The organism is Kitasatospora sp. NPDC052896 (assembly GCF_044547075.1).
Taxonomy (GTDB): domain Bacteria; phylum Actinomycetota; class Actinomycetes; order Streptomycetales; family Streptomycetaceae; genus Kitasatospora.
Map to the genome: position 1 here is coordinate 219,231 of NZ_JBITZU010000004.1, position 26,118 is coordinate 245,348.

At 72.2% G+C, this 26,118-nt stretch carries 27 protein-coding genes; 19 read left to right on the forward strand and 8 right to left on the reverse strand.

Annotated elements, in window-relative coordinates; translation table 11 throughout:
• The 3 genes from ACIGXM_RS11835 to ACIGXM_RS11845 form a co-directional block, all read right to left on the reverse strand.
• A partial coding sequence (locus tag ACIGXM_RS11835; RefSeq protein WP_396559561.1) for a hypothetical protein occupies positions 1 to 422 on the reverse strand: 422 nt, incomplete at its 3' end.
• A gap of 143 nt (positions 423 to 565) precedes the next feature.
• Positions 566 to 745 (reverse strand): hypothetical protein, encoded by a 180-nt coding sequence (locus ACIGXM_RS11840; protein ID WP_396559563.1) that lies wholly within the window; start codon positions 743 to 745, stop codon positions 566 to 568.
• A gap of 458 nt (positions 746 to 1,203) precedes the next feature.
• On the reverse strand, positions 1,204 to 2,715 hold the full coding sequence (locus ACIGXM_RS11845; RefSeq protein WP_396559565.1) for an MFS transporter: 1,512 nt from the start codon (positions 2,713 to 2,715) through the stop codon (positions 1,204 to 1,206).
• A 1,015-nt stretch (positions 2,716 to 3,730) separates the two neighbouring features.
• Here ACIGXM_RS11845 and ctaD point away from each other — a divergent pair.
• Both ctaD and ACIGXM_RS11855 read left to right on the forward strand, forming a co-directional pair.
• Positions 3,731 to 5,428, forward strand: a complete 1,698-nt coding sequence (ctaD, locus tag ACIGXM_RS11850) for a cytochrome c oxidase subunit I (protein WP_396559567.1) — start codon at positions 3,731 to 3,733, stop codon at positions 5,426 to 5,428.
• On the forward strand, positions 5,425 to 5,811 hold the full coding sequence (locus ACIGXM_RS11855; RefSeq protein ID WP_396559569.1) for a cytochrome c oxidase subunit 4: 387 nt from the start codon (positions 5,425 to 5,427) through the stop codon (positions 5,809 to 5,811). Before ctaD ends, ACIGXM_RS11855 begins: the two co-directional genes overlap by 4 nt.
• Before the next feature lie 6 nt (positions 5,812 to 5,817).
• On the opposite strand, the gene ACIGXM_RS11860 is transcribed toward ACIGXM_RS11855, so the two are convergent.
• Together ACIGXM_RS11860 and ACIGXM_RS11865 are read right to left on the reverse strand one after the other, a co-directional pair.
• Positions 5,818 to 7,434: a cytochrome bc complex cytochrome b subunit gene (locus tag ACIGXM_RS11860; protein ID WP_396559571.1), complete on the reverse strand. Its 1,617-nt coding sequence runs from the start codon at positions 7,432 to 7,434 to the stop codon at positions 5,818 to 5,820.
• A 79-nt stretch (positions 7,435 to 7,513) separates the two neighbouring features.
• The gene (locus tag ACIGXM_RS11865; protein ID WP_396559573.1) at positions 7,514 to 7,870 is read right to left on the reverse strand and encodes a DUF3040 domain-containing protein; all 357 of its coding nucleotides are present in this window, start codon (positions 7,868 to 7,870) and stop codon (positions 7,514 to 7,516) included.
• A 219-nt stretch (positions 7,871 to 8,089) separates the two neighbouring features.
• On the opposite strand from ACIGXM_RS11865, the gene ACIGXM_RS11870 reads away from it, so the two are divergent.
• From ACIGXM_RS11870 to hypE, 14 genes are all read left to right on the forward strand, one after another.
• The gene (locus ACIGXM_RS11870; protein ID WP_396559575.1) at positions 8,090 to 9,181 is read left to right on the forward strand and encodes a hydrogenase expression protein HypE; all 1,092 of its coding nucleotides are present in this window, start codon (positions 8,090 to 8,092) and stop codon (positions 9,179 to 9,181) included.
• 108 nt (positions 9,182 to 9,289) lie between these two features.
• Positions 9,290 to 11,065, forward strand: a complete 1,776-nt coding sequence (locus tag ACIGXM_RS11875; protein WP_396559577.1) for a nickel-dependent hydrogenase large subunit — start codon at positions 9,290 to 9,292, stop codon at positions 11,063 to 11,065.
• Complete coding sequence (locus ACIGXM_RS11880) at positions 11,062 to 11,640, forward strand: hypothetical protein (RefSeq protein WP_396559579.1); 579 nt, start codon at positions 11,062 to 11,064, stop codon at positions 11,638 to 11,640. Before ACIGXM_RS11875 ends, ACIGXM_RS11880 begins: the two co-directional genes overlap by 4 nt.
• The gene (locus ACIGXM_RS11885; protein WP_396559581.1) at positions 11,637 to 12,269 is read left to right on the forward strand and encodes a DUF5947 family protein; all 633 of its coding nucleotides are present in this window, start codon (positions 11,637 to 11,639) and stop codon (positions 12,267 to 12,269) included. The genes ACIGXM_RS11880 and ACIGXM_RS11885 overlap by 4 nt, the downstream gene beginning before the upstream one ends.
• Entirely contained in the window at positions 12,266 to 12,982 is a 717-nt protein-coding gene (locus ACIGXM_RS11890) for a DUF6084 family protein (RefSeq protein ID WP_396559583.1), read from the forward strand. The genes ACIGXM_RS11885 and ACIGXM_RS11890 overlap by 4 nt, the downstream gene beginning before the upstream one ends.
• Complete coding sequence (locus tag ACIGXM_RS11895) at positions 12,979 to 14,388, forward strand: hypothetical protein (protein WP_396559585.1); 1,410 nt, start codon at positions 12,979 to 12,981, stop codon at positions 14,386 to 14,388. Before ACIGXM_RS11890 ends, ACIGXM_RS11895 begins: the two co-directional genes overlap by 4 nt.
• Complete coding sequence (locus tag ACIGXM_RS11900; protein WP_396559587.1) at positions 14,385 to 14,930, forward strand: hydrogenase maturation protease; 546 nt, start codon at positions 14,385 to 14,387, stop codon at positions 14,928 to 14,930. Before ACIGXM_RS11895 ends, ACIGXM_RS11900 begins: the two co-directional genes overlap by 4 nt.
• 2 nt (positions 14,931 to 14,932) lie before the next feature.
• Entirely contained in the window at positions 14,933 to 15,037 is a 105-nt protein-coding gene (locus ACIGXM_RS11905) for a DUF6893 family small protein (RefSeq protein WP_396559589.1), read from the forward strand.
• A gap of 194 nt (positions 15,038 to 15,231) precedes the next feature.
• The gene (gene hypA / locus ACIGXM_RS11910) at positions 15,232 to 15,612 is read left to right on the forward strand and encodes a hydrogenase maturation nickel metallochaperone HypA (RefSeq protein WP_396559591.1); all 381 of its coding nucleotides are present in this window, start codon (positions 15,232 to 15,234) and stop codon (positions 15,610 to 15,612) included.
• Between the two features lie 3 nt (positions 15,613 to 15,615).
• Positions 15,616 to 16,473 carry a hydrogenase nickel incorporation protein HypB gene (gene hypB, locus ACIGXM_RS11915; RefSeq protein ID WP_396559593.1) on the forward strand — a complete coding sequence of 286 codons (858 nt, stop codon included), beginning with the start codon at positions 15,616 to 15,618 and terminating at the stop codon, positions 16,471 to 16,473.
• The gene (gene hypF, locus ACIGXM_RS11920; protein ID WP_396559595.1) at positions 16,470 to 18,860 is read left to right on the forward strand and encodes a carbamoyltransferase HypF; all 2,391 of its coding nucleotides are present in this window, start codon (positions 16,470 to 16,472) and stop codon (positions 18,858 to 18,860) included. The genes hypB and hypF overlap by 4 nt, the downstream gene beginning before the upstream one ends.
• Positions 18,861 to 18,903: 43 nt before the next feature.
• Positions 18,904 to 19,215, forward strand: coding sequence for a HypC/HybG/HupF family hydrogenase formation chaperone (locus tag ACIGXM_RS11925; protein WP_396559597.1), 312 nt, complete (start codon positions 18,904 to 18,906; stop codon positions 19,213 to 19,215).
• Positions 19,212 to 20,336 (forward strand): hydrogenase formation protein HypD, encoded by a 1,125-nt coding sequence (gene hypD, locus ACIGXM_RS11930; protein ID WP_396559599.1) that lies wholly within the window; start codon positions 19,212 to 19,214, stop codon positions 20,334 to 20,336. The genes ACIGXM_RS11925 and hypD overlap by 4 nt, the downstream gene beginning before the upstream one ends.
• Positions 20,329 to 21,405 (forward strand): hydrogenase expression/formation protein HypE, encoded by a 1,077-nt coding sequence (hypE, locus tag ACIGXM_RS11935; RefSeq protein ID WP_396559601.1) that lies wholly within the window; start codon positions 20,329 to 20,331, stop codon positions 21,403 to 21,405. The genes hypD and hypE overlap by 8 nt, the downstream gene beginning before the upstream one ends.
• Positions 21,406 to 21,590: 185 nt before the next feature.
• Here the strand turns inward: hypE and ACIGXM_RS11940 are convergent, their stop codons facing one another.
• Positions 21,591 to 22,049: a MarR family winged helix-turn-helix transcriptional regulator gene (locus ACIGXM_RS11940; protein ID WP_396559603.1), complete on the reverse strand. Its 459-nt coding sequence runs from the start codon at positions 22,047 to 22,049 to the stop codon at positions 21,591 to 21,593.
• A 91-nt stretch (positions 22,050 to 22,140) separates the two neighbouring features.
• Between ACIGXM_RS11940 and ACIGXM_RS11945 the strand changes: the two genes are divergently transcribed.
• Positions 22,141 to 22,653, forward strand: coding sequence for a VOC family protein (locus tag ACIGXM_RS11945; RefSeq protein ID WP_396559605.1), 513 nt, complete (start codon positions 22,141 to 22,143; stop codon positions 22,651 to 22,653).
• A gap of 41 nt (positions 22,654 to 22,694) precedes the next feature.
• Here the strand turns inward: ACIGXM_RS11945 and ACIGXM_RS11950 are convergent, their stop codons facing one another.
• Entirely contained in the window at positions 22,695 to 23,585 is an 891-nt protein-coding gene (locus ACIGXM_RS11950; RefSeq protein ID WP_396559607.1) for a LysR family transcriptional regulator, read from the reverse strand.
• 107 nt (positions 23,586 to 23,692) lie between these two features.
• Between ACIGXM_RS11950 and ACIGXM_RS11955 the strand changes: the two genes are divergently transcribed.
• Together ACIGXM_RS11955 and ACIGXM_RS11960 are read left to right on the forward strand one after the other, a co-directional pair.
• Positions 23,693 to 24,466: a YoaK family protein gene (locus ACIGXM_RS11955; protein WP_396559609.1), complete on the forward strand. Its 774-nt coding sequence runs from the start codon at positions 23,693 to 23,695 to the stop codon at positions 24,464 to 24,466.
• A gap of 366 nt (positions 24,467 to 24,832) precedes the next feature.
• Positions 24,833 to 25,714 carry an SDR family NAD(P)-dependent oxidoreductase gene (locus ACIGXM_RS11960; protein WP_396559611.1) on the forward strand — a complete coding sequence of 294 codons (882 nt, stop codon included), beginning with the start codon at positions 24,833 to 24,835 and terminating at the stop codon, positions 25,712 to 25,714.
• An 80-nt stretch (positions 25,715 to 25,794) separates the two neighbouring features.
• Here ACIGXM_RS11960 and ACIGXM_RS11965 read toward each other — a convergent pair whose 3' ends face one another.
• A complete protein-coding gene (locus ACIGXM_RS11965; RefSeq protein ID WP_396559613.1) occupies positions 25,795 to 26,058 on the reverse strand; it encodes a DUF6480 family protein in 264 nt (87 codons plus the stop codon).
• Between the last annotated feature and the right edge of the window lie 60 nt (positions 26,059 to 26,118).

Below are 26,118 nucleotides of genomic sequence, written 5' to 3' on the forward strand. Positions count from 1 at the left end.
TCCCAAACCTCGCCCCCGGGGGCGACATCCGCCAGATCCACGACCGTCGACGTGGAACCGTTCAACCGGAAGAGCGGGACGGTCGCCCGGTCCACCGGAAAGTCCGTCAGGTAGCCGTACAGCCAGTTCGGCTGACCACGGTCGTGGCAGATCGCGATCCATGCGCCATCCACGTCGTCCCACTGCAGATCGCACAGCAGTACCTGCCCCGCCGGCGGCGGCTGCCCGATGCTGACGTGGCAGTTGACCGGGCTCGCGACCAAGCCGGTCAACTCGAAGTCGTGGATCCCGACCGGCTGTGACCTGACCACTCCGAACCCTGGCTTACCCCGCCCCTTCGCGGCCAGGGCCGCCAGGTTGGCCTTGAGCTCCTCCAAGGAGAACCGCGGCTGCGTATCGGGGCGATTGTCGTCCGTTCCCATGAGGATGCTCCCTTGGTGTCGATACGGTGCCTGACAGGTTCCCGCTCCAAGTACTCGATCCGGGGTACACCCGCCTGCCGGTCGCGGGCGCAGGTAGCTCCTTCAGTACCTGTCTGGTTGTGCCCGGCTCGCTCGCCGCGAGCTCAGCTGTCGGCGCGAGCGACGAGAACGAACGACGAGTCGGGGATGTGGCCATCGGGGATCCCCGGCTCGACCTCGGTCGCGTGCAGCACCCGCCGCACGCCCGACCTGGCAGGGTCGACACCAACGTCCAGCGCCTTAGCCGCCCGTACCCCCGGTCCTCGGGCCTCGACAATGTCCATGGGGGTCCTCCTCGATCGGGAACCGGCGACGCCGAAGGACGGCTCAGCGATGCGCATGCCAAGTCCGAAGGTACGCGGCAACCGGAACCGACCATGGCACATCCAAGACAACGTCTGGTTCATGTCGACCTGTCCGAAAATCTGCTCTCGCACTGGGGGCGGACGGCCACATCCCGCCTCGGCGAGATCGAACAGACCTTCTGGGCCCCACGAGCCCAACGACGGTGGTCAACCGTCGAACACGCTCCTGTCAATCACCGCTGTCCGTTCCGTCCGTGAGAGCGGTCCCGGTCAGACGGAGCGAAAGGACCGGCCCGGGCTCGCCTGCGGATGCCCGTATCTCGCCCTACGCCAGGGGTCTTGCGGCGGGGCCTTCAGTCGACGCTCGGCCGGTTCCGTTCGAGCTGTGCGACCCGACCACCTCTGCCCTGCTTGTTCGGTCGCCCTGGGACTGGGCCTCAAGCCCCCCGACGGCCAGTTCCTGGCGACTGCTCGGGTTGGGCGCCGAGAGCCGATCGGTTCACGAGGCTCAGCGGTGCCGCCAGGGACTCCAGACTGCGCCGCTCGGCGCGAACGCCGATCGCAGCCTCGACCAGACCGGCCAGGACCATCAATGCCGCGCCGATGCAGAAGGCGAGCGTGGTGTCGCGGGTCTTCCCACCGCTCACCAGTCCGTTGAAGATCAGCGGGCCGGTGATGCCGCCGATCGCGGTGCCCACCGCGTAGAAGAAGGCGATGCACAGCGCCCTGGTCTCCAGCGGGAAGATCTCACTGACCGTCAGGTAGGCCGCACTCGCACCGGCCGAAGCCAGGAAGAGCACCGCGGTCCAGCAGGCGGTCATCGTGGTCTCCGTCAGGTCACCGCGCTGGAAGAGGAACGCGGTGACGAAGAGCAGCGCCCCGGAACCGATGTAGGTCCCGGCGATCATCGGCCTCCGGCCGACGGTGTCGAAGAGCCCGCCCAGCAGCAACGGCCCGAGGAAGTTACCCACCGCGATCACCGCGAAGTAGTAACCCGTGTTGCCGGTCGGCACCTTGAAGAAGGTGGTGAGGATGACCGCGTAGCCGAACGTCACCGAATTGTAGAGAAATGCCTGGCCGATGAAGAGGGCGAGCCCCAGTGTGGTTCGGCGCGGGTAGCTTCGGGTGACCGTCCGGGCGATCGTCAGGAAGCCGATCGAGACACGGGGACGGATCGTGATCGGCTCGCCCTCAGGCTCCGGGAGTTCCGCCCCACTCTGCTCCGCGACCGTGCGCTCCGCTTCGCTGACCACCTCCTCGGCTTCCTCAGCCCGCCCGTGCGTGACGAGCCAGCGCGGGCTCTCCGGCACGTGCCGCCGCACCAGCAGGATCACCAGCCCGAGCACCACACCGATCCCGAAGGCCAGCCGCCACCCGAGGTCGGTCGCGAACAGGGCGGTGTTCAGCAAGGCAATCGAGGCGAACGCGCCGACCGCCGCACCGATCCAGAAGCTGCCGTTGATGACCAGGTCGACGCGGCCGCGCACCCGGGCCGGGATCAGCTCGTCGATCGCCGAGTTGATCGCCGCGTACTCGCCGCCGATGCCGAAGCCGGTGAAGAACCGGCAGAGGAAGAAGAACCAGGCCGTCCAGGAGAACGCCGTCACCGCCGTGGCCGCCAGGTAGACGGCCAGGGTCACCATGAAGAGCTTCTTGCGGCCCAGCCGGTCGGTCAGCCAACCGAAGAACAGCGCCCCCGTGCAGGCACCGGCCACGTAGAGGGCCGCCGCCACGGTGGTCACCTGCTCGGTGCTGATCGAGATCCCGCTGCCCTGCTGCGCCATCCGGCCGGCCATGTTGCCAACGATCGTGACCTCGAGACCGTCGAGGATCCAGACGGTGCCCAGGCCGATGACGATCCGCCAGTGCCAGCGGGACCACGGCAATCGGTCCAGCCGGGCCGGCACATCAGTACTGATCAACGCGTCACCCGGTCCCGGGGTTGCCACCCGCCTCACCCACCCGTCCACTCGCCGGCACGACGTGCCGGTCCTGGTCCTACGCGCCGGCCGGCACTGACCTGCACTGTTCCGGATGCTGCTCCATGACTCCTTCGACCCCCGCAGAGCCCAAGCTCAGGGCAGGACACCCCCTCACGGACGAAGGGGGGTACGGGGTGCCGTCCACGCGGAATGGCGCGACCCTTGTCCTCGGCTTGCCGCCCTTCATCACTGCGGCCTCTGCCCTGACAGTCCCGGCGGAAACCTGACCGACTCGCGGCCGGTCGGCGCGCCCCTGACCGTTCAACAGCCCGTGAACGTGCGCACCTGATGGCCTCCTCACGTGAGCTTGCGCAGTTCATGATCGCCTTGGTGACGAAATTCGCCGACCGACTCGGCAGGCCGCCCGACCAGGTTCACCCAAAGGGGAACGGCCCGTACATCAGTACGAGCATTGATCCAGGACCGCGATCAACTTGACCACTGACACCACCTCGACCCCGCACTTGCGCGGGCCACCAGATTCAGCCCGCCCGGCTCGCGCGGCAGCAACCTGACACCCGGTCAGCTCTGTCAGCAAAAGGTCAGCACCTGTACGAGCAGACGCTGCCGCACCCGCTCCTCTTCAACTCGGTCACCTTCGACTACGCCACCATCCTCGGCACCTTCTTCCACGTGCCCACCGGCAGCACCGGCTCCTACTTCGTGGTGATCGCGGTCGGCAACTTCCTCGGCCCACTGCTGCTGGGCCCGCTCGCGGCCGGCCTGGTCGAGGCCGCCATCGGTGTCAGGGCCGAGGGCCGCGGCCTGGAGGAGCTGGCCTCCCGCTCAGCGCCGTCACCAGCGCGGCCGGCGACGGGTCCGTCGAGCCGGCGCGCTGAGCGCGCCGGCCGCTGCCGCCATTCGGACGATTCGGGCCCGCGGGCCGGTCCAGCGCCCGGGCTTTGTCCAGGGCCGCCGTCAGGATGGCAGCGGCGACCGCGGCCCCCGCCCCGGTTGTTCCCGACCGACCGCAGGAGGACGGATGGCCGTCGCCGAGCAGCTCCCCGGGTCCGGATCCGCCGGCCACCGGATCCGGCAGGGCTCCGCGCTGGTCCGCTGGTTCACCACCACCGACCACAAGGTGATCGGCAGCCTCTATCTCGCCACGTCCTTCGGCTTCTTCCTGATCGGCGGGGTGCTGGCGATGCTGATGCGGGCCGAACTGGCCCAGCCGGGGCTCCAGTTCTTCAGCAACGAGCAGTACAACCAGCTCTTCACCCTGCACGGCACGATCATGCTGCTGCTCTTCGCGACACCGACCTTCACCGGCTTCGCCAACTGGATCATGCCGCTGCAGATCGGCGCCCCCGATGTCGCGTTCCCGCGGCTGAACGCCTTCACCTACTGGGTCTTCCTGTTCGGCGGCCTGATGGTGCTCAGCGGGCTGCTGACCCGGGACGGCGCGGCCGCCTTCGGCTGGTTCGCCTACGCGCCGCTGAACAGCGCGGTCCACTCCCCCGGACTGGGCGGGGACCTGTGGGCGATGGGCCTGGCGGTGGCCGGGCTGAGCACCATCCTGGGCGCGGTCAACTTCATCACCACGATCGTCTGCCTGCGCGCGCCCGGGATGACGATGTTCCGGATGACGATCTTCACCTGGAACGTGCTCTTCACCTCGATCCTGGCGCTCTTCGCCTTCCCGGTGCTCACCGCGGCACTGCTGGTGCTGGAGGCGGACCGGAGGTTCGGCGCCCTGGTCTTCGCGCCGGCCAGCGGCGGGGCGCTGCTCTGGCAGCACCTGTTCTGGTTCTTCGGCCACCCGGAGGTCTACATCGTGGCGCTGCCGTTCTTCGGCATCATCAGTGAGATCATCCCGGTCTTCAGTCGCAAGCCGATCTTCGGTTACGCGGGCCTGGTGGGGGCCACCATCTCCATCACCGCGCTCTCCGCGGTGGTCTGGGCGCACCACATGTTCGTCACCGGCCAGGTGCTGCTGCCGTTCTTCTCGCTCGCCTCGTTCCTGATCGCGGTGCCGACCGGGGTGAAGTTCTTCAACTGGATCGGCACCATGTGGCGGGGCTCGCTCTCCTTCGAGACACCGATGCTGTGGAGCATCGGGTTCCTGGTGACCTTCCTGTTCGGGGGCTTCTCCGGTGTCCTGCTGGCCGCGCCGCCGATCGACTTCCACGTCTCGGACAGCTTCTTCGTGGTGGCGCACATGCACTACGTACTGTTCGGCACGGTGGTCTTCGCGACCTACGGCGGCTTCTACTTCTGGTGGCCGAAGATGACCGGCCGGATGCTCGACGAGCGGCTCGGCCGGGTGCACTTCTACACCCTGTTCGTCGGGTTCCAGCTCACCTTCCTGGTCCAGCACTGGCTGGGCGTCATGGGCATGCCCCGCCGGTACGCGGACTACCTGCCCTCGGACGGCTTCACCACGCTGAACACCGTCTCCTCGCTGGGCGCCTTCCTGCTCGGCCTGTCCACCCTGCCGTTCCTGTACAACGTCTGGCGCACCGCCAAGTGGGCGCCGCGGGTCGACGAGGACGACCCGTGGGGCTGGGGGCGCTCGCTGGAGTGGGCCACCGGCTGCCCGCCACCACGGCACAACTTCACGGCGATGCCGCGGATCCGCTCGGACAGCCCGGCCTTCGACCTGCACCACCCGGAGGTGCCCGGCGAGCCGGCCGGGCCGCCCGCGCGCCGTACCGAGCGGACCGGGGAGAGCGGCCGATGAGGACCGAGGCCGCGCTGTTCGCGGCGGTCGCGGTGTTCTTCGCGGTGGCCGGCGGCATCTACGACGCGTTCGCCAAGGAGCCGGCCGGCAAGGCGGCGCTGGCGGTGGCGTTCCTGATGACCTCGCTGATCGCGGTCTTCTTCTACGTCCAGTACCGGCGCACCGGGGCGCGGGCGCAGGACCGCGAGGAGGCGGAGATCGTCGACACCACCGGCCCGCTGGCGTTCTTCTCACCGCGCAGCGGCTACCCGCCGCTGCTGGCGGCCGGGGCCGCGCTCACCGGGCTGGGCGTGGTGCTCGGCCTGTGGCTCTTCCTGATCGGCGTCGTCGTGCTGGCCCTCGGCGTGTTCGGGTTCGTCTTCCAGTACCGCGACCGCGGCTGAGCGCCGTCACTCCACGCGCTCGGGCTCCTCGCCGCCGGGCGGCGCCGTCACCGCGCGGGCCCCGGCCCGTTCGGCCGGCCGGGCCGGCAGCTCGACCCGGTCTCCGTGGTACCAGCCGCTGAGCGCGCGGCGCAGGCGGTCCACCCACGGGCCCCCGGACCGCGGTTCGGCAAGCGGCTGCGGGAGGTCGCGGGAGAGCAGCAGGTAGCGGCGAGCGGCGGGCAGCGGCTCGCTGTCCTCCTGGTAGCCACCCTCCACCGACTGCCGCACGTCGCCGGTCTCGTCCCCCTCGATCAGGCGCTCCCGGTCACGCTCCTGCAGACCGAGGCAGACCCTCTTGGTGATCAGGTAGCTGAGCGGCGGCAGCACCAGCAGGGCGATCCGCAGGTTCCAGTTCAGGCCGTTGACCGAGACCTGGAAGGTGTCGGCCAGCACGTCCTGGCCGCCCGCCAGCAGCAGCACGGTGTAGAAGGCGATCGCGGCCACCCCGAGCCCGGTCCTGGTCGGCCGGTTGCGCGGCCGGTCGCAGAGGTGGTGCTCGCCGGTGTCTCCGGTCAGCCAGGCCTCGAAGAACGGATAGAGGTAGAGCATCGCGAACATCAGCCCGGGCAGCAGCACGGTGGGCATCAGCACGCCGAAGGCGAGGGTGTGGCCGGCCACCCGGATCTCGCACGGCGGCATCAGGCGCAGCGCCCCCTCCAGGAACCCGACGTACCAGTCCGGTTGGGCGTCGGTGGAGGCGATGTCCGGCCGGTACGGCCCGTACCCCCAGATCGGGTTGATCTGCGCGAGGCCGCCGAGCAGCGCGCTGACCCCGAAGACGGCGAACGAGAGGCCCGCCGAGCGGGCGGCGAACTGCGGGAAGGCCGGCATCCCGACCACGTTGCGGTTGGTCCGTCCGGGGACCGCCCACTGGGTGTGCTTGAGGTGGACCACCAGGGTCAGGTGGGCGCCGATCACGGCCAGCAGCAGCCCGGGCACCAGCAGGATGTGCGTGCTGTACAGCCGGGGGATGACGGCCTGGCCCGGGAACTCCCCGCCGAACCCGAAGAACTGCAGGTAGCTGCCGACCAGCGGGATCGCCAGTACGATCCCCTGCGCGGTGCGCAGCCCGGTGCCGGAGAGCAGGTCGTCCGGCAGCGAGTAGCCGCAGAAGCCCTCCAGTACGGCGAGCAGGAAGAGCGTCACCCCCAGTACCCAGTTGAGCTCGCGCGGCCGCCGGAACGCCCCGGTGAAGAAGACCCGCAACAGGTGGACGGAGAGCGAGGCGACGAAGAGCAACGCGGCCCAGTGGTGCATCTGCCGGATCAGCAGGCCGCCGCGGATGTCGAAGCTGATCCGCAGGGTCGAGGCGTAGGCCTCGGAGACCGGCACGCCGTTCAGCGGCGCGTAGGAGCCGTGGTAGACCACCTCGGCCATGCTCGGGTTGAAGAAGAACGTCAGGTAGACGCCGGTGAGCAGCAGCAGCACGAAGCTGTACAGCGCCAGCTCGCCGAGCAGGAACGACCAGTGGTCGGGGAAGGCCTTGCGGAGCAGCTCGCGGCCGGCCTCCATCACGGGGAGCCGGCCGTCCAGGGCCACCGCGCCGTCCTCGGCGATCCGCGCCGCCTTGCTGGAATCCATGCCAGTGATTACACGCGGCCCACCAGCGGTGACGGCCGGATTTCAGGGGCGGCGTGTCGAACCCCGACGGTCCGCGAGGTCAGCCGTCGTCGCGCTGCCGCAGGGCACGACGTCGGCGCAGCGCGGGCGGTAGCAGCCGGCCGGTCAGGCCCGCCAGTGCCGCCAGGGTGACCGTCCAGAGCAGCGCGCTGACCAGCAGCACTCCGGTTACCGGCGACTGCAGGGCCACGCCGAGCAACCCCAGCGAGGCGGCGCCCAGGAACACCACCGCGCTCACCCGCACCGCGCAGAGCCGCTGCCAGAGGTAGCGCCAGCGATCGGTCCGCATGCGGCTCAGACTGTGGTCCAGCGCGGCGTCCGCCTTCAGATCGGCCTCGATCTGCGCCAGGATCTGCCGTTCGCGTCCGGTCAGGCCGGATCCACCGGGTCCGTCCATCGTCGCCACCTCCGACCTTGGCCGGTGACGTTCCTACCCGCCGCCTGCCCGGTCAGTGCCCTTTCTAATCGGCCTCGGCGCCCTGGTTCGGGCCGTCGAGGTCACTGTCCGCCACGCCACCGTTTGGCCCAGTTGTTCCTAGGCTGGCGGCAAATGACTGATACACGTTGTTCATCCGTTACTTCCAGCTTGCCCCCATTTCCCCGAGGAGGTCTCCTCATGGGTGCACCAGCAACGACCACGGACGACAGCGCCTGGCGCGCCGCCGCCCGTGCCGAGCAGGGGCCGCCGGTCCACGTCCTCTGGATCAACGCCGGCCTCAGCTGCGACGGAGACTCGGTCGCGCTGACCGCCGCGATGCAGCCGAGCATCGAGGAGATCGTCACCGGTGCGCTGCCGGGCCTTCCCAAGATCGAGGTCCACTGGCCGCTGATCGACTTCGAGTGCGGGCCCGTCGGCGGCGCGGACACCTTCATCGAGTGGTTCTTCAAGGCCGAACGTGGCGAGCTGGAGCCCTTCGTCCTGGTCGTCGAGGGGTCCATCCCCAACGAGGCGGTCAAGAAGGAGGGCTACTGGTGCGGCTTCGGCGACGATCCGAGGACCGGCCAGCCGATCACCACCAGTGAGTGGCTCGACCGGCTGTCCTCCAAGGCCACCGCGGTGGTGGCGATCGGCACCTGTGCCACCTACGGCGGCATCCACGCGATGGCCGGCAACCCGACCGGTGCGATGGGTGTGCCGGACTACCTCGGCTGGGACTGGAAGTCCAAGGCCGGCCTGCCGATCGTCTGCGTACCGGGCTGCCCGATCCAGCCCGACAACTTCTCCGAGACCCTGGTCTACCTGCTCTACCAGCTGGCCGGCTCCGCGCCGATGATCCCGCTGGACGACAAGCTCCGCCCGACCTGGCTCTTCGGCGCCACCGTGCACGAGGGCTGCGACCGGGCCGGCTACTACGAGCAGGGCCAGTTCGCCACCGAGTACGGCTCCCCGCAGTGCCTGGTCAAGCTGGGCTGCTGGGGGCCGGTGGTGAAGTGCAACGTCCCCAAGCGGGGCTGGATGAACGGCGTGGGCGGCTGTCCCAACGTCGGCGGCATCTGCATCGCCTGCACCATGCCGGGCTTCCCGGACATGTTCATGCCGTTCATGGACGAGCCCCCGGGCGGCAAGATCTCCAGCGGGGTCAGCAGCGCCTACGGAACGGTGATCCGCTCGCTGCGCTCGATCACGGCCAGGACCGTGGACAAGGAGCCCAAGTGGCGCCACACCGGCAGCCGGCTGACCACCGGCTACCGCGCCGGCTCTTCCTGACACCCCTGCCCGGTCCGGGCGGCCCGTCCGCCCGGACCCGCGTTCCGTTCGCCGGCCTCCCTCGTCGGGGGGCCGGCCTCCCGTTTGCAGAAGGGCACGACAGAGACGATGGCATCGACGACGAACGCAGGCAGCGGCCTGGTGGAGATGTCCTGGGACCCGATCACCCGGATCGTGGGCAGTCTGGGCATCCACACGAAGATCGACTTCAAGCAGAAGCGGGTCGCCGAGTGCTACAGCACCTCGTCGGTCTTCCGCGGCTACAGCGTCTTCATGCGCGGCAAGGACCCGCGCGACGCGCACTTCATCACCAGCCGGATCTGCGGCATCTGCGGCGACAACCACGCGACCTGCTCGGTGTACACGCAGAACATGGCGTACGGGGTCAAGCCGCCGCACCTGGGCGAGTGGATCATCAACCTCGGCGAGTCCGCCGAGTACATGTTCGACCACAACATCTTCCAGGAGAACCTGGTCGGGGTCGACTACTGCGAGAAGATGGTCCGCGAGACCAACCCCGGCGTGCTGGAACTGGCCGAGCGTACCGAGGCACCGCACGCGGGCGAGCACGGCTACAAGACCATCGCCGACATCATGCGCTCGCTCAACCCGATCGAGGGCGAGTTCTACCGGGAGGCACTGCAGGTCAGTCGCTACACCCGGGAGATGTTCTGCCTGATGGAGGGTCGCCACGTGCACCCCTCCACGCTCTACCCGGGCGGGGTCGGCACGGTCGCCACCGTCCAGCTGTTCACCGACTACCTGACCCGGCTGACCCGCTACGTGGAGTTCATGAAGCGCGTGGTGCCGCTGCACGACGACCTGTTCGACTTCTTCTACCAGGCGCTGCCCGGCTACGAGGAGGTCGGCCGGCGGCGGATCCTGCTGGGCTGCTGGGGCGCTCTCAACGACCCGGACCACTGCGACTTCACCTACCGCAACATGACCGCCTGGGGACGGAAGATGTTCGTCACCCCCGGCGTCATCGTGGACGGCAAGCTGGTCACCAACGACCTCACCGAGATCAACCTGGGCATCCGGATCCTGCTCGGCAGCTCCTACTACCAGGACTGGCAGGGCCAGGAGCAGTTCGTCACGCACGACCCGCTGGGCAACCCGGTGGACCCGCGCCACCCGTGGAACCAGCACACCATCCCCGCCCCGCAGAAGCGGAACTTCGACGACAAGTACAGCTGGGTGATGTCCCCGCGCTGGTTCGACGGCAAGGACTACCTGGCGCTGGACACCGGCGGCGGCCCGATCGCCCGGCTCTGGTCCACCGCGCTCTCCGGCCTGGTCGACATCGGCTACGTCAAGGCCACCGGGCACAGCGTGGTGATCAACCTGCCGAAGACGATGACCAAGCCGGAGACCACCTTCGAGTGGAAGATCCCGCAGTGGAGCAACGCGCTGGAGCGCAACCGGGCCCGGACCTACTTCCAGGCCTACACGGCCGCCGCGGCGCTGTACTTCGCCGAGAAGGCGCTGGACGAGGTCCGGGCCGGGCGCACCCAGACCTGGGAGCGGTTCGAGGTGCCGGACGAGAGCATCGGCTGCGGCTTCACCGAGGCCGTGCGCGGGGTGCTCTCGCACCACATGGTGATCCGCGACGGCAAGATCGCCAACTACCACCCGTACCCGCCGACCCCGTGGAACGCCAGCGTCCGGGACAGCTTCGGCACCCCCGGCCCGTACGAGGACGCGGTGCAGAACACCCCGATCTTCGAGGAGAACTCCCCGGAGAACTTCAAGGGCATCGACATCATGCGGGCGGTGCGCAGCTTCGACCCCTGTCTGCCCTGCGGGGTGCACATGTACGTCGGGGACGGCCGCACCGTGCAGAAGATGCACGTCCCCACCGGGCTGAGCGGGCTCGGCGGATGAGCGCGCCCGGCCACGCCGCCGCCCCGGGCACCGCTGCCCGGGGCGGCGCCCTGAGTGTCGAGCAGACCGGCCGGCGGGTCCAGCAGGTGCTGGACCGGCTGACCGACGCGGGTGACGAGGCCGCCAGGGCCACCGCCGAGGAGCTGGTGCGGGTCCTGCTGGACTTCTACGGCGCCGGGCTGACCCGGGTCGTCGCGCTGCTCGACGCGCGGGGTGCGCTGCGCCCGTTGCTGGACGACGAGTTGGTGAGCGCCCTGCTGGTGCTGCACGACCTGCACCCGGAGGAGGTCACCGCACGGATCGACCGCGCTCTTGGCACGGTGCCCGAACACCTTGTCGTGGTGGCGGAGTTCGAGGCGGCGAGCGGCACGCTGCGGCTGCGCCCGCCCGCCGCCTCCGGTGGCTGCGGCTGCGGGGGCGACGGGTCGGCCGCCCGGCAGCGGATCGAGGAGGCCCTGTCCTGCTACGCCCCCGAGGTCACCGCGGTCGAGTGGGCGCCGGCCGCCCCGCCCGGGCCGACACTGCTGCAGATCGGCTCCCGGCCGCCCACCGCGCACCGGGTGGAGGCCCGGTGAGCGCCGCCGGTCCCGGCCTGGCGCTGTTGCGCCGGCTGAGCGAGCCCGCTCCCCCGGCCCCGGAGCGCTGCGAGCTGTGCCGGCAGGCGGTGGCGGCCGAGCACCGGCACCTGGTGGACGGCGAGGCGCGGGCCCTGGTCTGCGCCTGCCCCGGCTGCGTGCTGCTCTTCGAGGCCGGCGGCGGGCGCTACCGGGCCGTCCCGGAACGCTACCTGGTCGATCCCGCGATGGAGTTGGACGAATCCGGCTGGCAGGCGCTGCAGATCCCGGTGGGCACCGCGTTCTTCCTGCGCGACACCGCGCTGGACCGACTGGTCGCGCTCTATCCGAGTCCGGCCGGCGCCACCGAGAGCGAGTTGGACCCGGCGGCCTGGCAGGCGGTGCTCGGCGGCACCCGGCTGGCCGCCGAACTGCGGCCCGACGTCGAGGCGTTGCTGTTGCGCCGGTCGCGGGACGGCAGCACCGACTGCTACCTGGTCCCGGTCGATCGCTGCTACGAGCTGGTCGGCCGGATGCGGCGGCACTGGCAGGGCTTCGACGGGGGCGCCGAGGCCCGCGCCGAACTGGCCGGCTTCTTCACCGAAGTGGCCGGCCGGGCCCGCGAGTTGGCCCGGGAGGTCGCGCCGTGACCGAGCTCTCCTTCAGCTGCACCGGCGTCCGGGCCGACCGCTACGCGGCCGGCCCCACCCTGCTGTTCCGGCTGCGGATCGTTGCCACCGGCGGCGAGCCGGTGCACGCCATCGCGCTGCGCTGCCAGTTGCGGATCGAACCCCGGCGGCGGGCCTACTCAGCCGCCGAGGGCGAGCACTTGGAGGTGCTGTTCGGCGAGCGGGCCCGCTGGGGCAGCACCCTCAACCCGCTGCAGTTCGCCCAAGTGTCGCTGCTGGTACCGGCGTTCACTGGGGAGATCGAGGTCGACCTGGTGGTGCCGTGCAGCTACGACCTGGACGTCGCGGCCGGCCGGTACTTCCACGCACTGACCGAGGGCGAGGTCCCGGTGCTGCTGCTCTTCTCCGGCACCGCCTTCACCGGCCCGGGCGGCTTCCGGGTCGAGCCGGTGCCGTGGGACCGGGAGGCGCTCTGCCGGCTGCCGATCCGGGTCTGGCGGGAGATGATCGAGCAGCACTTCCCCGGCTGCGGCTGGCTGCGACTGCCACGCGACACCATGGACGCGCTGCTCGACTACCGCACCCAGCACGGGCTGCCGTCCTGGGAGGCCACCATGCGGGCCCTGCTGGGCGCCACCGGACCCACCCCCGGCCCGCCCGCCGGTCCCACCGCGCGGGCCGCGGCGGGCGTCGGCGCGGCCGGACGACTACTGAGCGAGAGGACTCCGCGGTGACCGATCCCGCGTTCGCGGCCGCGGTGGAGCCGCGGCTCGCCGCGGCCCGGCAGATCGCCGACGCCGTGCTGTTCGAGGGCTACGTGCTCTACCCCTACCGGGCCTCGGCCGCCAAGAACCGGCTGCGCTGGCAGTTCGGCGTGCTGGTACCGCCGGCCTTCGGCCCGGCCACCACCGAGCCCTCCGCGCAGCGCACCGAGTGCCTGCTGGAGACCAAACCGGACGCGCTGCTCGCGGTGGAGCTGCGGTTCCTGCACGCCCAGCGCCGCACCGTCGAACGGACTCGCGCGAGCGGCGGGTTCGAGCCGGTCGAGCGGCTGGAGCTGGCCGACCGGGTGCTCGTCCCGTGGGACGAGGGGGTCGAGGAACGGGTCGAACTCATCGTGCCCGTCGACGAGTTGGCGGGCAACGGGATCACGCTGCCGATCCGCCGGCCGAACCGGACCGCGATGGAACAGGTCCGGGACGCCGACGGCCGCCCGCTCGGCCGGCTGGTGCGGCGGCGCGAACGCCTGGAAGGCGTCCTGCGGTTGAGCGCGGTGGAACTCCCCGGCCCTTACCCCGTCAGGCGGTTGACCGCGCTGGTGGAGAACACCAGCGAGTGGCGCCCGGCGGAGAACGCCGACCGGGAGGCGGCGCTGCCGCGCTCGCTGGTCTCCGCGCACCTGCTGCTGGCGCTCTCCGCCGGCTCGTTCGTCTCGATGACCGACCCGCCCGAGTGGGCCGCCCCGGCCGTCGCCGAGTGTCGCAACCTGCACACCTGGCCGGTGCTGGCCGGGCCACCGGGACAGGCGGACGTCCTGCTCTCCTCGCCGATCATCCTCTCCGACCACCCGCAGGTCGCACCGGAGAGCCCCGGCACGCTGTACGACGCGACCGAGATCGACGAGATCCTGGCGTTGCGCACAACCACCCTCACCGAGGAGGAGAAGCGCGAGGCCCGCGGCACCGACGAGCGGGCCGGCGCGGTGATCGACCTCGCCGACTCGATGCCACCGGAGATCATGGAACGGCTGCACGGAGCGGTGCGGGCGCTGCGCGAGGTGACCGAGCCCGCCATCGACGTCCCGGTCGCCGAGGACGACCCGCTGCACCCGCGGACCCCCTGGTGGGACCCGGCGGCGGACCGCGCCGTCGATCCCACCCGGGACCGGGTGGTGGTGGACGGCCGGTCGGTCGGGGCGGGCAGCCGGGTGGTGCTCAAGCCCGGCCTGCGCCGCACCGACGCCCAGGACCTCTTCCTGCACGGCCGCACCGCGCTGGTCGAGGCGGTACTGCACGACGTGGACGGCTCGGTGCACCTGGCGGTCACCATCGACGGCGACCCGGGCGCGGACCTCTGGCGGGCCCAGGGCCGGTTCCGGTACTTCCAGCCGGACGAGGTCACCCCGGTGGACGAGCCGTGAGCGCCGGGCGGACCGGCGGCCGGGTCCTGGTGGCCGGGGTCGGCAACATCTTCCTCGGCGACGACGGCTTCGGGCCGGCCGCGCTGCGGCGCCTCGCCGAGCGGCCACTGCCGCCGCACGTCGAGGCAGTGGACTTCGGGGTGCGCGGCGTGCACCTGGCCTACCAGCTGCTGGACGGCTACCGGACGCTGATCCTGCTGGACGCCACCGAGCGCGGCGGCGAGCCCGGCACGGTCTATCTGATCGAAGCGGCCACGCCGGGGACGGTGGAGCCGCAGGCGCCAGCGCTGGACGGGCACCGGATGGGGCCGGACGCGGTGCTGGCGCTGCTGGACACGCTGGCCGCCGGAACCGGCGGGTGTCCGCCCGAGCGGGTCCTGGTAGTCGGCTGCGAACCGCGGTCGCTGGAGGAGGGGATGGGGCTGAGTGCCCCGGTGACCGCCGCACTGGACGCGGCGGTCGAGACCGTCCTGCGGGTGCTGCGGGACGAAGAGACACCCGAGTCCGCCGGGATCGGCGGCCGGGCCGAGCGAAAGGCGTAGTCATGCGGAAGTTCCTGATCGGCGCGGTCCTGCTCTCCGCGGCGGCCGTGGTGGTGGCGCAGAACCTCGGCGACATCCAGCGTTATCTCCGGATCCGCCGGATGTGACCCGGGATCCGGGTGGTCGTCCGCTGCTCCGAATGGCGGAGCGCGGTGCTGGTGGCGGCGCGGCGCTGGGGCCCGCGCCGGCACCACGCTCTGTAATGGTCCGGAGCGCACGGGTGGCGGGCACGGTGTGGCGTGCCGTCGGATCCCTCCCGGTGGGGCGGCCCCGGCGCCAACGGGCGAACGGGAGCGGGCCGGTGCACGAGATGTCGATCGCGACGGCCGTCGTGGCGCAGGTCGCCGCCGCCGCCGAGACCGGCGGGGCGACCGGTGTCGAGACGGTCCTGCTCCAGGTCGGCGAACTAGCTGGCGTGGTACCGGAGTCGCTTGCCTTCTGCTTCGAACTCGCCTGCACCGGGACGGTGTTGGCTGGCGCGGAGCTGCGGACCGAGGCGGTGCCGGCACGCGCCCGGTGCACCGGCTGCGCGCTGGAGTGGGCGGTCGGGATGCCCCCGGACCTGGGCTGCCCGGGCTGCGGCGGCGGGGCCGCCGAGCTGCTCTCCGGGCGCGAGTTGCAGATCCTCAGCGTGCGGTGGGCCGACGGCCCGGCGCACCTCCCGGCTCACCAGGAAGGCTGACCCATGTGTCGAGTCGTCGAACTCCAGCAGGCCGTGCTCGCCCAGAACGACTCCGCCGCAGGGGAGTTGCGCGCGAGGCTGGCCGCCCGCGGCACCACCGTGGTGAACCTGCTGTCCAGTCCGGGCAGCGGCAAGACCGCTCTGCTGGAGGCCGAGTTGGGGCTCGCCCGGGAGCGCGGGGTGCCGGTCGCCGCGCTCACCGCGGACCTGGCCACCGAGAACGACGCGACCCGGCTGGCCCGGGCGGGCGTGCCGGTCAAGCAGGTGCTCACCGACGGGCTGTGCCATCTGGAGGCCGAGATGCTGGGCCGGCACCTGGCGGGCTGGCTGCCCGAACCGACCCGGCTGTTGTTCGTGGAGAACGTCGGCAACCTGGTCTGCCCGGCCTCCTACGACCTGGGCGAGAGCCTGCGGGTGGTGCTCGCCTCGGTCACCGAGGGTGAGGACAAGCCGCTGAAGTACCCGACGGCGTTCGGGCTGGCGCAGCTGGTGGTGGTGACCAAGGCCGATCTCGCGGCGGCGGTCGACTTCGACGAGGCGGCGTTCCTGGCCGCGGTCGCCCGGGTCAACCCGGGAGTCGAGGTGATCACCACCTCGACCCGGACCGGGCAGGGCGTCGGGGCGCTGCTGGACCGGGCCCTGGCGGTGCTGGAGGGTGCGCGGCCGCACCGGCCGGTGATGGCCCGGCAGTCCGCCGAGCGTGTGCACACACACGCACCTGCGGACGGGCATGTGCATGCACACGCACACGATCATGCGGGCGGACATGTGCACGCGCACACACACGACCATGCGGACGGCCACGGGACCGCGGCGGGCGACCAGAGCCACGGGCTGGCCCCCGCCGGAGGGCTTTCGTGACGGCTGAGCCGACGGCCCCCGCGGTGCTGCGCCGCCGGGTCGCGGTGCGCGGGCTGGTCCAGGGGGTGGGCTTTCGCCCGTTCGTCTACACGCTGGCCACCGAGCTCGGGCTCAGCGGCCATGTCAGCAACACCGGCGAGGGCGTGCTGGCCGAGGTGGAGGGCCACCCGGAGGCGGTCGCGGCGTTCTGTCGGCGGGTCGCCAGCGACGCCCCGCCGCTGGCCGAAGTCGCCTCGGTGGAGCACCGGTTGATGGCCGCGCTGGGCGGTCCCGGGTTCGCCATCCTGCCGTCCCGGACCGAGGGGGCGAGCCGGCCGCCGATCCCGCCGGACGTCGCGACCTGCGCGGACTGCCTGGCCGAACTCGCTGACCCCGCCGACCGGCGGCACCGGCACCCGTTCATCACCTGCGTCAACTGCGGACCACGCTTCACCATCGTCACCGCGCTGCCCTACGATCGCGCGAACACCACGATGGCGCACTTCCCGATGTGTTCGGACTGCGCCCGCGAGTACGCGGATCCGACCGACCGGCGCTTCCACGCCCAGCCGATCTCCTGCCACGCCTGCGGCCCGCGGCTCACCCTGGTGGTGCCGGGCCGGGCGGACCGCGGCGGCACCGAGGCGGTGACGGCGGCCCGCCGGATGCTGGCCACCGGCGCGGTGCTCGCCGTCAAGGGCGTCGGCGGGTACCACCTGGCCTGCGACGCCGGCGACCAGCACGCGGTGGCCCTGCTGCGACGGCGCAAGCTGCGCGGCGACAAGCCGTTCGCGCTGATGGTGCGGGAGCCGGACGACGCCGAGCCGTTCGTCCGGCTCGACCGGACCGAGCGGGCACTGCTCACCGGTCCGGAGCGGCCGATCGTGCTGCTGCGGCGCCGACCGGGTGCCGCGCCGGTGGCCGAGGCGGTCGCCCCGGGCAGCCCGGACCTCGGCGTGATGCTGCCCTACACGCCCGTCCACCACCTGCTGCTCGGCCTGCCCGGCGACCCACCCGGCCCCCGGCTGCTGGTGATGACCAGCGCGAACCGCTCCGGGGAGCCGATCGTCACCGATGACGCCGAGGCGCTGGAGCGACTGGCACCACTGGTGGACGGCTGGCTGGCGCACGACCGGCCGATCCATGTGCCCTGCGACGACTCGGTGTTGGCGGTCTGCGACGGTCACCCGCTGCCGGTGCGCCGCTCGCGCGGCTACGCGCCGCGCCCGGTGCCGCTGCCGGTCGCCGTCCGACCCGTGCTCGCCGTCGGCGGGGACCTCAAGAACGCCTTCGCCCTGGCCGAGGGGCGACAGGCCTGGCTCTCCGGCCACCTCGGAGACATGGACGACCTGGCCACCCTACGCGCCTTCGACCGCGCGGCAGGGCAGTTGACCACGTTGACCGGGGTGCGACCCGAGCTCCTGGCCGCCGACCGGCATCCGGGCTACCGCTCCGGCCGCTGGGCCCGCGAGGGCGCCCTGGGCCGCCCGCTGCACCAGGTGCAACACCACCACGCCCACGTCGCCGCCACGATGGCCGAGCACGGGCTGGACGGTCGGCGACGGGTGGTCGGGGTGGCCTTCGACGGCACCGGCTACGGCACCGACGGCGCGGTCTGGGGCGGCGAGGTGCTGCTCGCCGACTACACCGGCTTCGAGCGCTTCGCCCAGCTGCGGTACGTCCAACTCCCGGGCGGAGAGGCGGCAGTGGCCCGACCGTACCGGATGGCGCTGGCCCAACTGCACACCGCGGGGATCGACTGGGCGGCCGACCTGCCCTGCGTCGCGGCCTGCCCTCCCGATGAGCTCAGCTTGCTGGAGCGCCAGTTGGAACGTGGACTGAACTGCGTGCCGACCTCCAGCATGGGCCGACTGTTCGACGCGGTCTCCTCGCTGCTCGGCGTCTGCCACCGGGTCGGCTACGAGGCCCAGGCCGCGGTCGAGTTGGAGGCGGCCGCGGTAGCGCACGGCGCACTGCCCGGCTACGCGTTCGGGCTGACCGAGGGCGATCCGACCACCGGGCAGGCCGCGCTGCTGGCCGACCCGGCGCCGGTGCTGGCCACGATCGTCGCGGACCTGCGGTCGGGGACCGCGCCCGGGCTGATCGCGGGGCGGTTCCACGGCGCGGTGGCCGATCTGGTCCGCCGCCTGTGCGCCGAGGCACGCAGCCGGCACGGGCTGTCCAAGGTCGCACTGACCGGCGGTGTGTTCACCAACCGGCTGCTCTCCTCGGCCTGTTGGCGAGCGCTGCGGGCGGACGGCTGCACCGTGCTGCGACACCACCTGGTGCCGCCCAACGACGGCGGGCTGGCGCTCGGCCAGCTGATGGTGGCAGCCCGCTCCGCCCGGGCGTCCGACGGCACACCGAGCGCCGCGACCGTGGCAGGTCCCGTGCCGAACAGTTCCTGACCTGCCGTTCGAGCACCAATGACCCAGTTGCGAGGAGGACCCGATGTGCCTGGCAGTGCCCGGCAGAGTGATCGAGATCGAGGAGCGGGACGGAACCCGGATGGCCACCGTCGACTTCGGCGGCGTGGTCAAGGACGTGTGCCTGGAGTACCTGCCGGACCTGACGGTCGGCGAGTACGCCATCGTCCACGTCGGGTTCGCACTGCAGCGACTGGACGAGGAGTCGGCTCGCAGGACGCTTGCCCTCTTCGAGGAACTCGGCCTGCTGCAGGAGGAGTTCGGTGATCCATGGGAGGCGGCGGCCGGAGCGGGGCACCCGGTCGACAGCACCCCGGCGAAGGAGGCCCGGTCGTGAAGTACCTGGAGGAGTTCCAGAACCCGGAGTTGGCCCGGCGGCTGCTCGACGACATCCGCGCCACGGTAACCAGGCCGTGGGCGCTGATGGAGGTGTGCGGCGGCCAGACGCACACCATCATCCGCCATGGCATCGATCAACTCCTGCCGGATCAGATCGAGTTGATCCACGGACCGGGCTGCCCGGTGTGCGTCACCCCGCTGGAGATGATCGACAGGGCACTGGCCATCGCGGCCCGGCCCGAGGTGATCTTCTGCTCGTTCGGCGACATGCTGCGAGTGCCCGGCACGGACCGCGACCTGTTCCGGGTACGCGGCGAGGGCGGCGACGTCCGGGTGGTCTACTCGCCGCTGGACGCGCTGCGGATCGCCCAGCAGAACCCGGATCGCGAGGTGGTGTTCTTCGGGATCGGCTTCGAGACCACCGCGCCGCCCAACGCCATGACCGTGTACCAGGCCAAGAAGCTCGGCATCCGCAACTTCAGCCTGCTGGTGTCGCACGTCCGGGTGCCGCCGGCGATCGAGGCGATCATGCAGTCGCCGGACTGCCGGGTGCAGGGTTTCCTGGCCGCCGGGCACGTGTGCAGCGTGATGGGTGTCGAGGAGTACCCGGCGCTGGCCGAACGGTACCGGGTGCCGATCGTGGTCACCGGCTTCGAGCCGTTGGACATCCTGGAGGGGATCCGGCGGACCGTGGGCCAGTTGGAGCGCGGCGAGCACACCGTCCACAACGCGTACCCGCGCGCCGTCCGACCCGAGGGCAACCCGGCCGCCCGGGCCATGCTGGCGGACGTCTTCGAGGTCACCGACCGGGCCTGGCGCGGCATCGGGGTGATCCCGCGGAGCGGCTGGCGGCTGTCGCCGCGCTACCGCGACCACGACGCCGAGTACCGTTTCGAGGTCACCGGGATCAACGCCTGCGAGCCCGCCCAGTGCCGCAGCGGCGAGGTGCTGCAGGGCCTGCTCAAGCCGCACGAGTGCGAGGCCTTCGGCACCAGTTGCACCCCCCGCACCCCGCTCGGCGCCACCATGGTGTCCAGCGAGGGCGCCTGCGCCGCGTACTACCTCTACCGCCGGCTCGGTGTGCCGGCCGTCCCGTTGGAGGCGAGCCCCGTTGGCTGAGACCACGATCCTGCCCACCGCCCCGGACTTCTCCGGCTGGAACTGCCCGCTGCCGCTGCGCGACCACCCGCGGGTGGTGATGGGTCACGGCGGCGGCGGGGCGATGTCCGCCGAGCTGGTCGAGCACGTCTTCGCGCCGGCCTTCGGCGGGCGTACCCTGGCCGGCCTCGGCGACTCCGCCACGGTCACCCTCGGCGGGGCCCGACTCGCCTTCTCCACCGACTCGTTCGTGGTCCGGCCGCTCTTCTTCCCCGGCGGCAGCATCGGTGACCTGGCGGTCAACGGCACGGTCAACGACCTCGCCATGAGCGGCGCCCGGGCGGCCTTCCTGTCCTGCGGGTTCATCCTGGAGGAGGGCGTCGAGATGGCCGTGGTCGCCCGGGTCGCGCAGGCGCTCGGAGCGGCGGCCAGGACCGCCGGGGTGGAGGTGGTGACCGGTGACACCAAGGTGGTGGAGGCCGGCCGCGGCGACGGCATCTACCTCAACACCGCCGGGATCGGACTGATCCCGGCCGGGGTGGACATCCGCCCGCAGCGGGCCGTGCCGGGCGATGTGGTGATCGTCAGCGGTGACATCGGCGTGCACGGGGTCGCGGTGATGAGCGTGCGCGAGGGCCTGGAGTTCGGGGTCGAGATCAGCAGCGACTGCGCGGCGCTCGGCGGGCTGGTGGAGACGATGCTCGCGGTCACGCCCGACCTGCACGTGCTGCGCGACCCCACCCGCGGCGGACTGGGCGCCGCGCTCAACGAGATCGCGACGGCGGCCGGGGTCGGGGTCGTGGTGTGGGAGCGCACCATCCCGGTGCCACCCCAGGTCGCGGGCGCCTGCGCGTTCCTCGGCCTGGATCCGATGTATGTCGCGAACGAGGGCAAGCTGGTCGCCTTCGTGCCGCGCGAGTGGGCGGACCTGGTGCTGGCCGCGATGCACACCCATCCGCTGGGCGCGGGGGCGGCGGTGATCGGCGAGTGCGTGGCGGAGCATCCGGGCATGGTGGTGGCCCGGACCACGCTCGGCGGGACCCGGGTGGTGGACCTGCCGCTGGGCGAGCAACTACCGCGGATCTGCTGACCGTTCGGCCCCGGCGGGCCGCCACTCGCCGGGGCCGGGGGAAATCCGGTGGTGGCGGCGCGGGGCACGGACCGGCGTTTGCGACATGTCCCACCGCCACCGCACCCGTGTCGTGATGATCGGCCTCTCCCCGGTCGGCCAGGTGTTGCCCAGCCCCGCGGTGATCCGCGAGCCGCTGGGCCCGGTCACTCCGACCCGGGAGTGGGCGCCGATGGGCCGCCCGCCGCCTGGTCGAGAGTGTCGAGCAGCCGGACCAACGCGGCCCGGTCGGCGGCGGAGAGCGCGGCGAAGAGCCGGTTCATCGCCTCCTGCCGGGGGCCGTCGGCGGCCCGGATCAGCGCCGCACCCTGCTCGGTCAGCGTGACCAGCACCGCCCGCCGATCGGCGGGATCGGGCGCCCGGTAGGCCAGGCCGTCCCGCTCCAGCGCGTCGACGGCCTCGGTGACCGTGCGCGCGGCGACGCCGAGCTTGGCGCCCAGCGCACTGATCCTGGTCGGGCCGCGGCGGTCGAGGATGGACAGCAGCTTCCCGCGGGCCATGGTCAGGCCCTGCTCGCGCAGCCCCTCGTTGGCCCGTTTGCGGAGCAGGTTGGCGACGGCGAAGAACCGGTCGGCGACCTCGCCGGGAGTGGGCGCAGCGGTCACGGGTTTGACATCCTTCCGATTTACGGAGGACCCTCACTATCCGGTCCCTCACTTTGAGGATGATCCTACGCCTACCACCGGGGAGCCCCCCATGCCACTGCGACGCGTCAACCACGTCGTGCTGTCCGTCAGCGACCTCGACGCCTCCGTCCACTTCTACCGCGACACGCTGGGCCTGCGCGTGGTGACCGAACTGCCCGGGACGGAGCATTGGCCCGCCATGGTCTTCCTGCGCTCGCCGCTCGCCTCGACCAACCACCACGACCTGGCGCTGATCGCCAACGCCGACGCACCGGCGGACGGCGTGCGGCGGCCCGGCCTGTTCCACGTCGCCTTCGAGCTCGGCACGATCGACGAGCTGGAGCGGGCGCAGCAGCGCCTGACCGCCGCCGGGACCTTCGGGACCGCCCTCGACCAGGGCATGCACCTCTCGGTCTACGGCACGGACCCGGACGGTCTCGCGGTCGAGGTGATCTGGCGGACACCGGACGGGGCGTGGTCCTACGACGACGCACTGAGCCGCGGCCCGCTCGACTACCGCGCGGCCCGGGACCGTTGGGGCGGCGACCAGCCGACCGGAGCCGCCGCCGGCGTCCCCGCCTGAGCCACCGCCGCTCGGGCCGACCCGCCCGCCAGGGCCTCGCTTCAGCGCTCGCCCCGGGCCTCGGCGCGGATGCCGTCGAGCAGGGCGCGGGCGGCGGGCTGGGGTTCGCTGCCGGCAGCGGTGGCGACGGCGACCGTGCGGGCCAGCGGCGGACGGGTCGGGACGGCGCGCAGCCTGCTCGGCTCGGCGGGCAGCACGCTGCGCGGTACCAGCGCGACGCCGAGCCCGTGCGCGACCAGATCGAGCAGGGTGGGCATGTGCTCGACGTGGCAGGTGATGGTCCGGCTCAGGCCGGCCCGTGCGCAGGCCTCGTCGATCAACGCCCGCAGGCCGGAGTGCTCGCGGAAGTCGACGAACGGCCAGCGGGCCAACTCGGCCAGCGCCACCGACGTGCGGTCCGCCAGCGGGTGGTCGGGGGCGAGCACCAGCAGGATCTCCTCACGGGCCAGCGGCAGCAGGTCGACACCCGGCAGCGGCGCCTCCCCCGCGTCGGCGACCACCGCGAGGTCGTACGTTCCCCGGCGCACGGCCGCCACCAGGTCCCGCGAGTCGCCCTGGACCAGCCGCAGCTCGACGGCCGGGTGCGCGGCGTGGAAGCGGGCCAGCACGGCCGGCAGGTCGACGGCGTTCACGGTCTGGATCATGCCGACGGTGACCCGGCCGCGCAGCAGGCCGCCGACCGCCTCGACGGCCTGCCGGGCCCGCCGCGCGCTGCGCAGCGTCTCCCGGGCGAGCGGCAACAGGGCGCGGCCCGCCTCGCTCAGCTCCACCCGCCGCGTGGTGCGCACCAACAGGGTCTGACCCAGGTCGTGCTCCAGCGCCTGGATCGAGGCGGAGAGGCTGGACTGCGCGAGGTGCAGGCGCTGGGCAGCCCGGGTGAACTGCCGTTCCTCGGCCAGCGTGACGAAGTGTTCCAGCTGGCGCAGCTCCATTGATCGTTCCTGTCGATGACCGTGATCGGAATTCTCCGTTGGACTAGATAAGTATGCCCGGCAGATGCTGGGGCTGTTGAACGGAGAGCACGACGGAGGGCGGCACCATGAGCGACGGTCTGACGGCCACGGCGGACGGGGAGGCGGCGGCGCGAACGGCACGCACGGCGGGCGTGGCAACCACGACGGCCGCGACAGGCGCGGCGGCCCCGACACCCGGGCGGCAGGCGGGCGTGGTGCCGGTGCTGGCGGCACTCACCTTCGCCAGCGGGATGCTGGACGCCGCGAGCTACCTCGGGCTCGGGCACGTCTTCACCGCGAACATGACCGGGAACGTGGTGATCCTCGGCTTCGCCGCCGCGGGCGCACCCGGGTTCTCGGCCGCGGCCTCGGCGGTCTCACTGGCCGCGTTCCTGTTCGGCGCCGCCGGCGGCGGGCGACTTGCGTCGCGGCACGCGGACCGACCGCGGCGCTGGATGCTGACGGCGGTGCTGGTCGAGGTGGTGGCGCTGACAGTGGCGGCCGTGCTGGGGGCGGTGGCGGGGATCCGGGTCGGCGACTGGACCGGATACACCGTGACGGCCGTACTGGCGATGGCCATGGGCTGCCGCAACGCGACCGTGCGCCGGCTCGCCGTGCCGGACCTCACCACCACCGTGCTGACCCTGACCCTGACCGGACTGGCGGCCGACGCGCGGCCCGGCGGGCAGGACCGGCGGCAGGCCGTTCGCCGGGCCGGCGTGGCGGCGCTGATGCTGGCGGGGGCTGCCACCGGCACCTGGCTGCTGCGGACCTTCGGGCTGCCCGGCTGCCTCGGGGTGGCCGCGGTGTGGGCGCTGGGCAGCGCGTCGCTGCTCCGCGCCCGTCACGCGACGATCTGAGCCGACGGCGTCAGCGGCAGCTCCGAGGGGACTGCTCCGGCTCGTGCCGGGACGATCTCCAGCGCGGCGGCATCCTTTGGCCGTCCAGCACCTCCGTGCGGGCCGGGGCGGGGCAGGCCCGGCGGACGCGATCGGCCCCCGCGGGGAGCGCCCGCCCGGCCGGGAGGAGGCTGGGAGGAGGGAGGCCGCCACCGGACGGGCCTCGCGTCCGGCAAGCCGCCGCGCCACCACTCCCCCAGCCCCAGCGTGTCGAGACCCCAGGGGGACCTGGCTGCGGCTGAGCATTGGTGCCGTTGCCGGCACCGACGCGAGCCGTCCTGCTTCCGGCCAGGATGGTTGCGTGTGCGCACACACACATCTGCTAGTGTGTGTGCACACACGCAAAATGCTGGAGAGGAACCCCGCATGTCCACCAACAAGGTCGTCCTGATCACTGGCACCTCCTCCGGAATCGGCCTGGCCACCGCCATCGCCGCCGCCCGGGCCGGCTTCCGCACGGTGGCCACCCTGCGCGACCCCGCCCGGGCCGGCGCCCTGCGCGAGGCGGCCGCCGAGGCGGGCGTCGAGCTGGACGTCCGCGCCCTCGACGTCACCGACGCCGCCTCCGTCGCCTCCTGCGTCGAGGGCGTACTGGCCGACCACGGCCGGCTGGACGCGGTGGTCAACAACGCCGGCGCCGGGCACGTCGGGACCATCGAGAACGGGACCGTCGAGGACGTCCGCCAGGTCATGGAGGTCAACTTCTTCGGCGTGGTGCAGGTGACCAAGGCGGCCCTGCCGCACCTGCGGGAGGTCGGCGGTCGGGTCGTGACGGTGAGCAGCGTGGGCGGCGTGATCGGACAGCCGTTCAACGAGGCCTACTGCGCCGCCAAGTTCGCCGTCGAGGGGTTCCTGGAGAGCCTCGCGCCGGTCGCCGGTGCGGTCGGGGTGGGCGTGCACGTGGTCGAGCCCGGAGCCGTGGCCAGCGAGTTCGTCAGCAACGTGGGCATCGACCAGGAGCGCGCGGTCGCCGACGCCGGGCCGTACGGGCCGGCTCTGGCGGGCTACCTGGCCCGGACCAACGAGGCGTTCGCCAACGCCGCCCAGTCCCCGGCGGAGGCCGCGGAGGTCGTGCTCGCCGCGCTCACCGAGCCCCGGCCGGCGTTCCGGCTGCAGACCTCGGCCGCGGCGCGCGGGTTCGCCGGCGTCAAGCTCTCCGACCTGGACGGCTCGGCCGTCCAGCGGCTCACCGGGGCCTGGATCGCCTGACCCACCCGGACGGACTCGGGAGGGCAGGCACGCGGGGGGCCGGCACGAGAAGCCGCGTGGGGCCAGGAGGCCGGGCGAGCTCAGGAGGAGGTGATCCGGGCGATCATGAAGATCAGGACCGCCACCACCAGCAGCGCGATCAACGCCATCGGGATCCAGCTCGGCCAGGCGTCGTGCAGCTCCGGCGGCTCGGGGATCGAGATGCCGTGGGTGGTGCTGCCCTCCCCCTCCGGCGTCTCGGTCGGCGGCACGCCGGGCGGCCGGGCGGGCTTGGCCGGGGTCACCTGCTCGGGCCGGGCTGGTGCTGCCTGCTCGGGCCGGGCGGCGGGGTCGGTGGGGGTCATGGCTGCCTCCGGGGACGAGGAGTGGCCGTTCCCGCGAGCGCGGCGACCGTCCGGATCGCC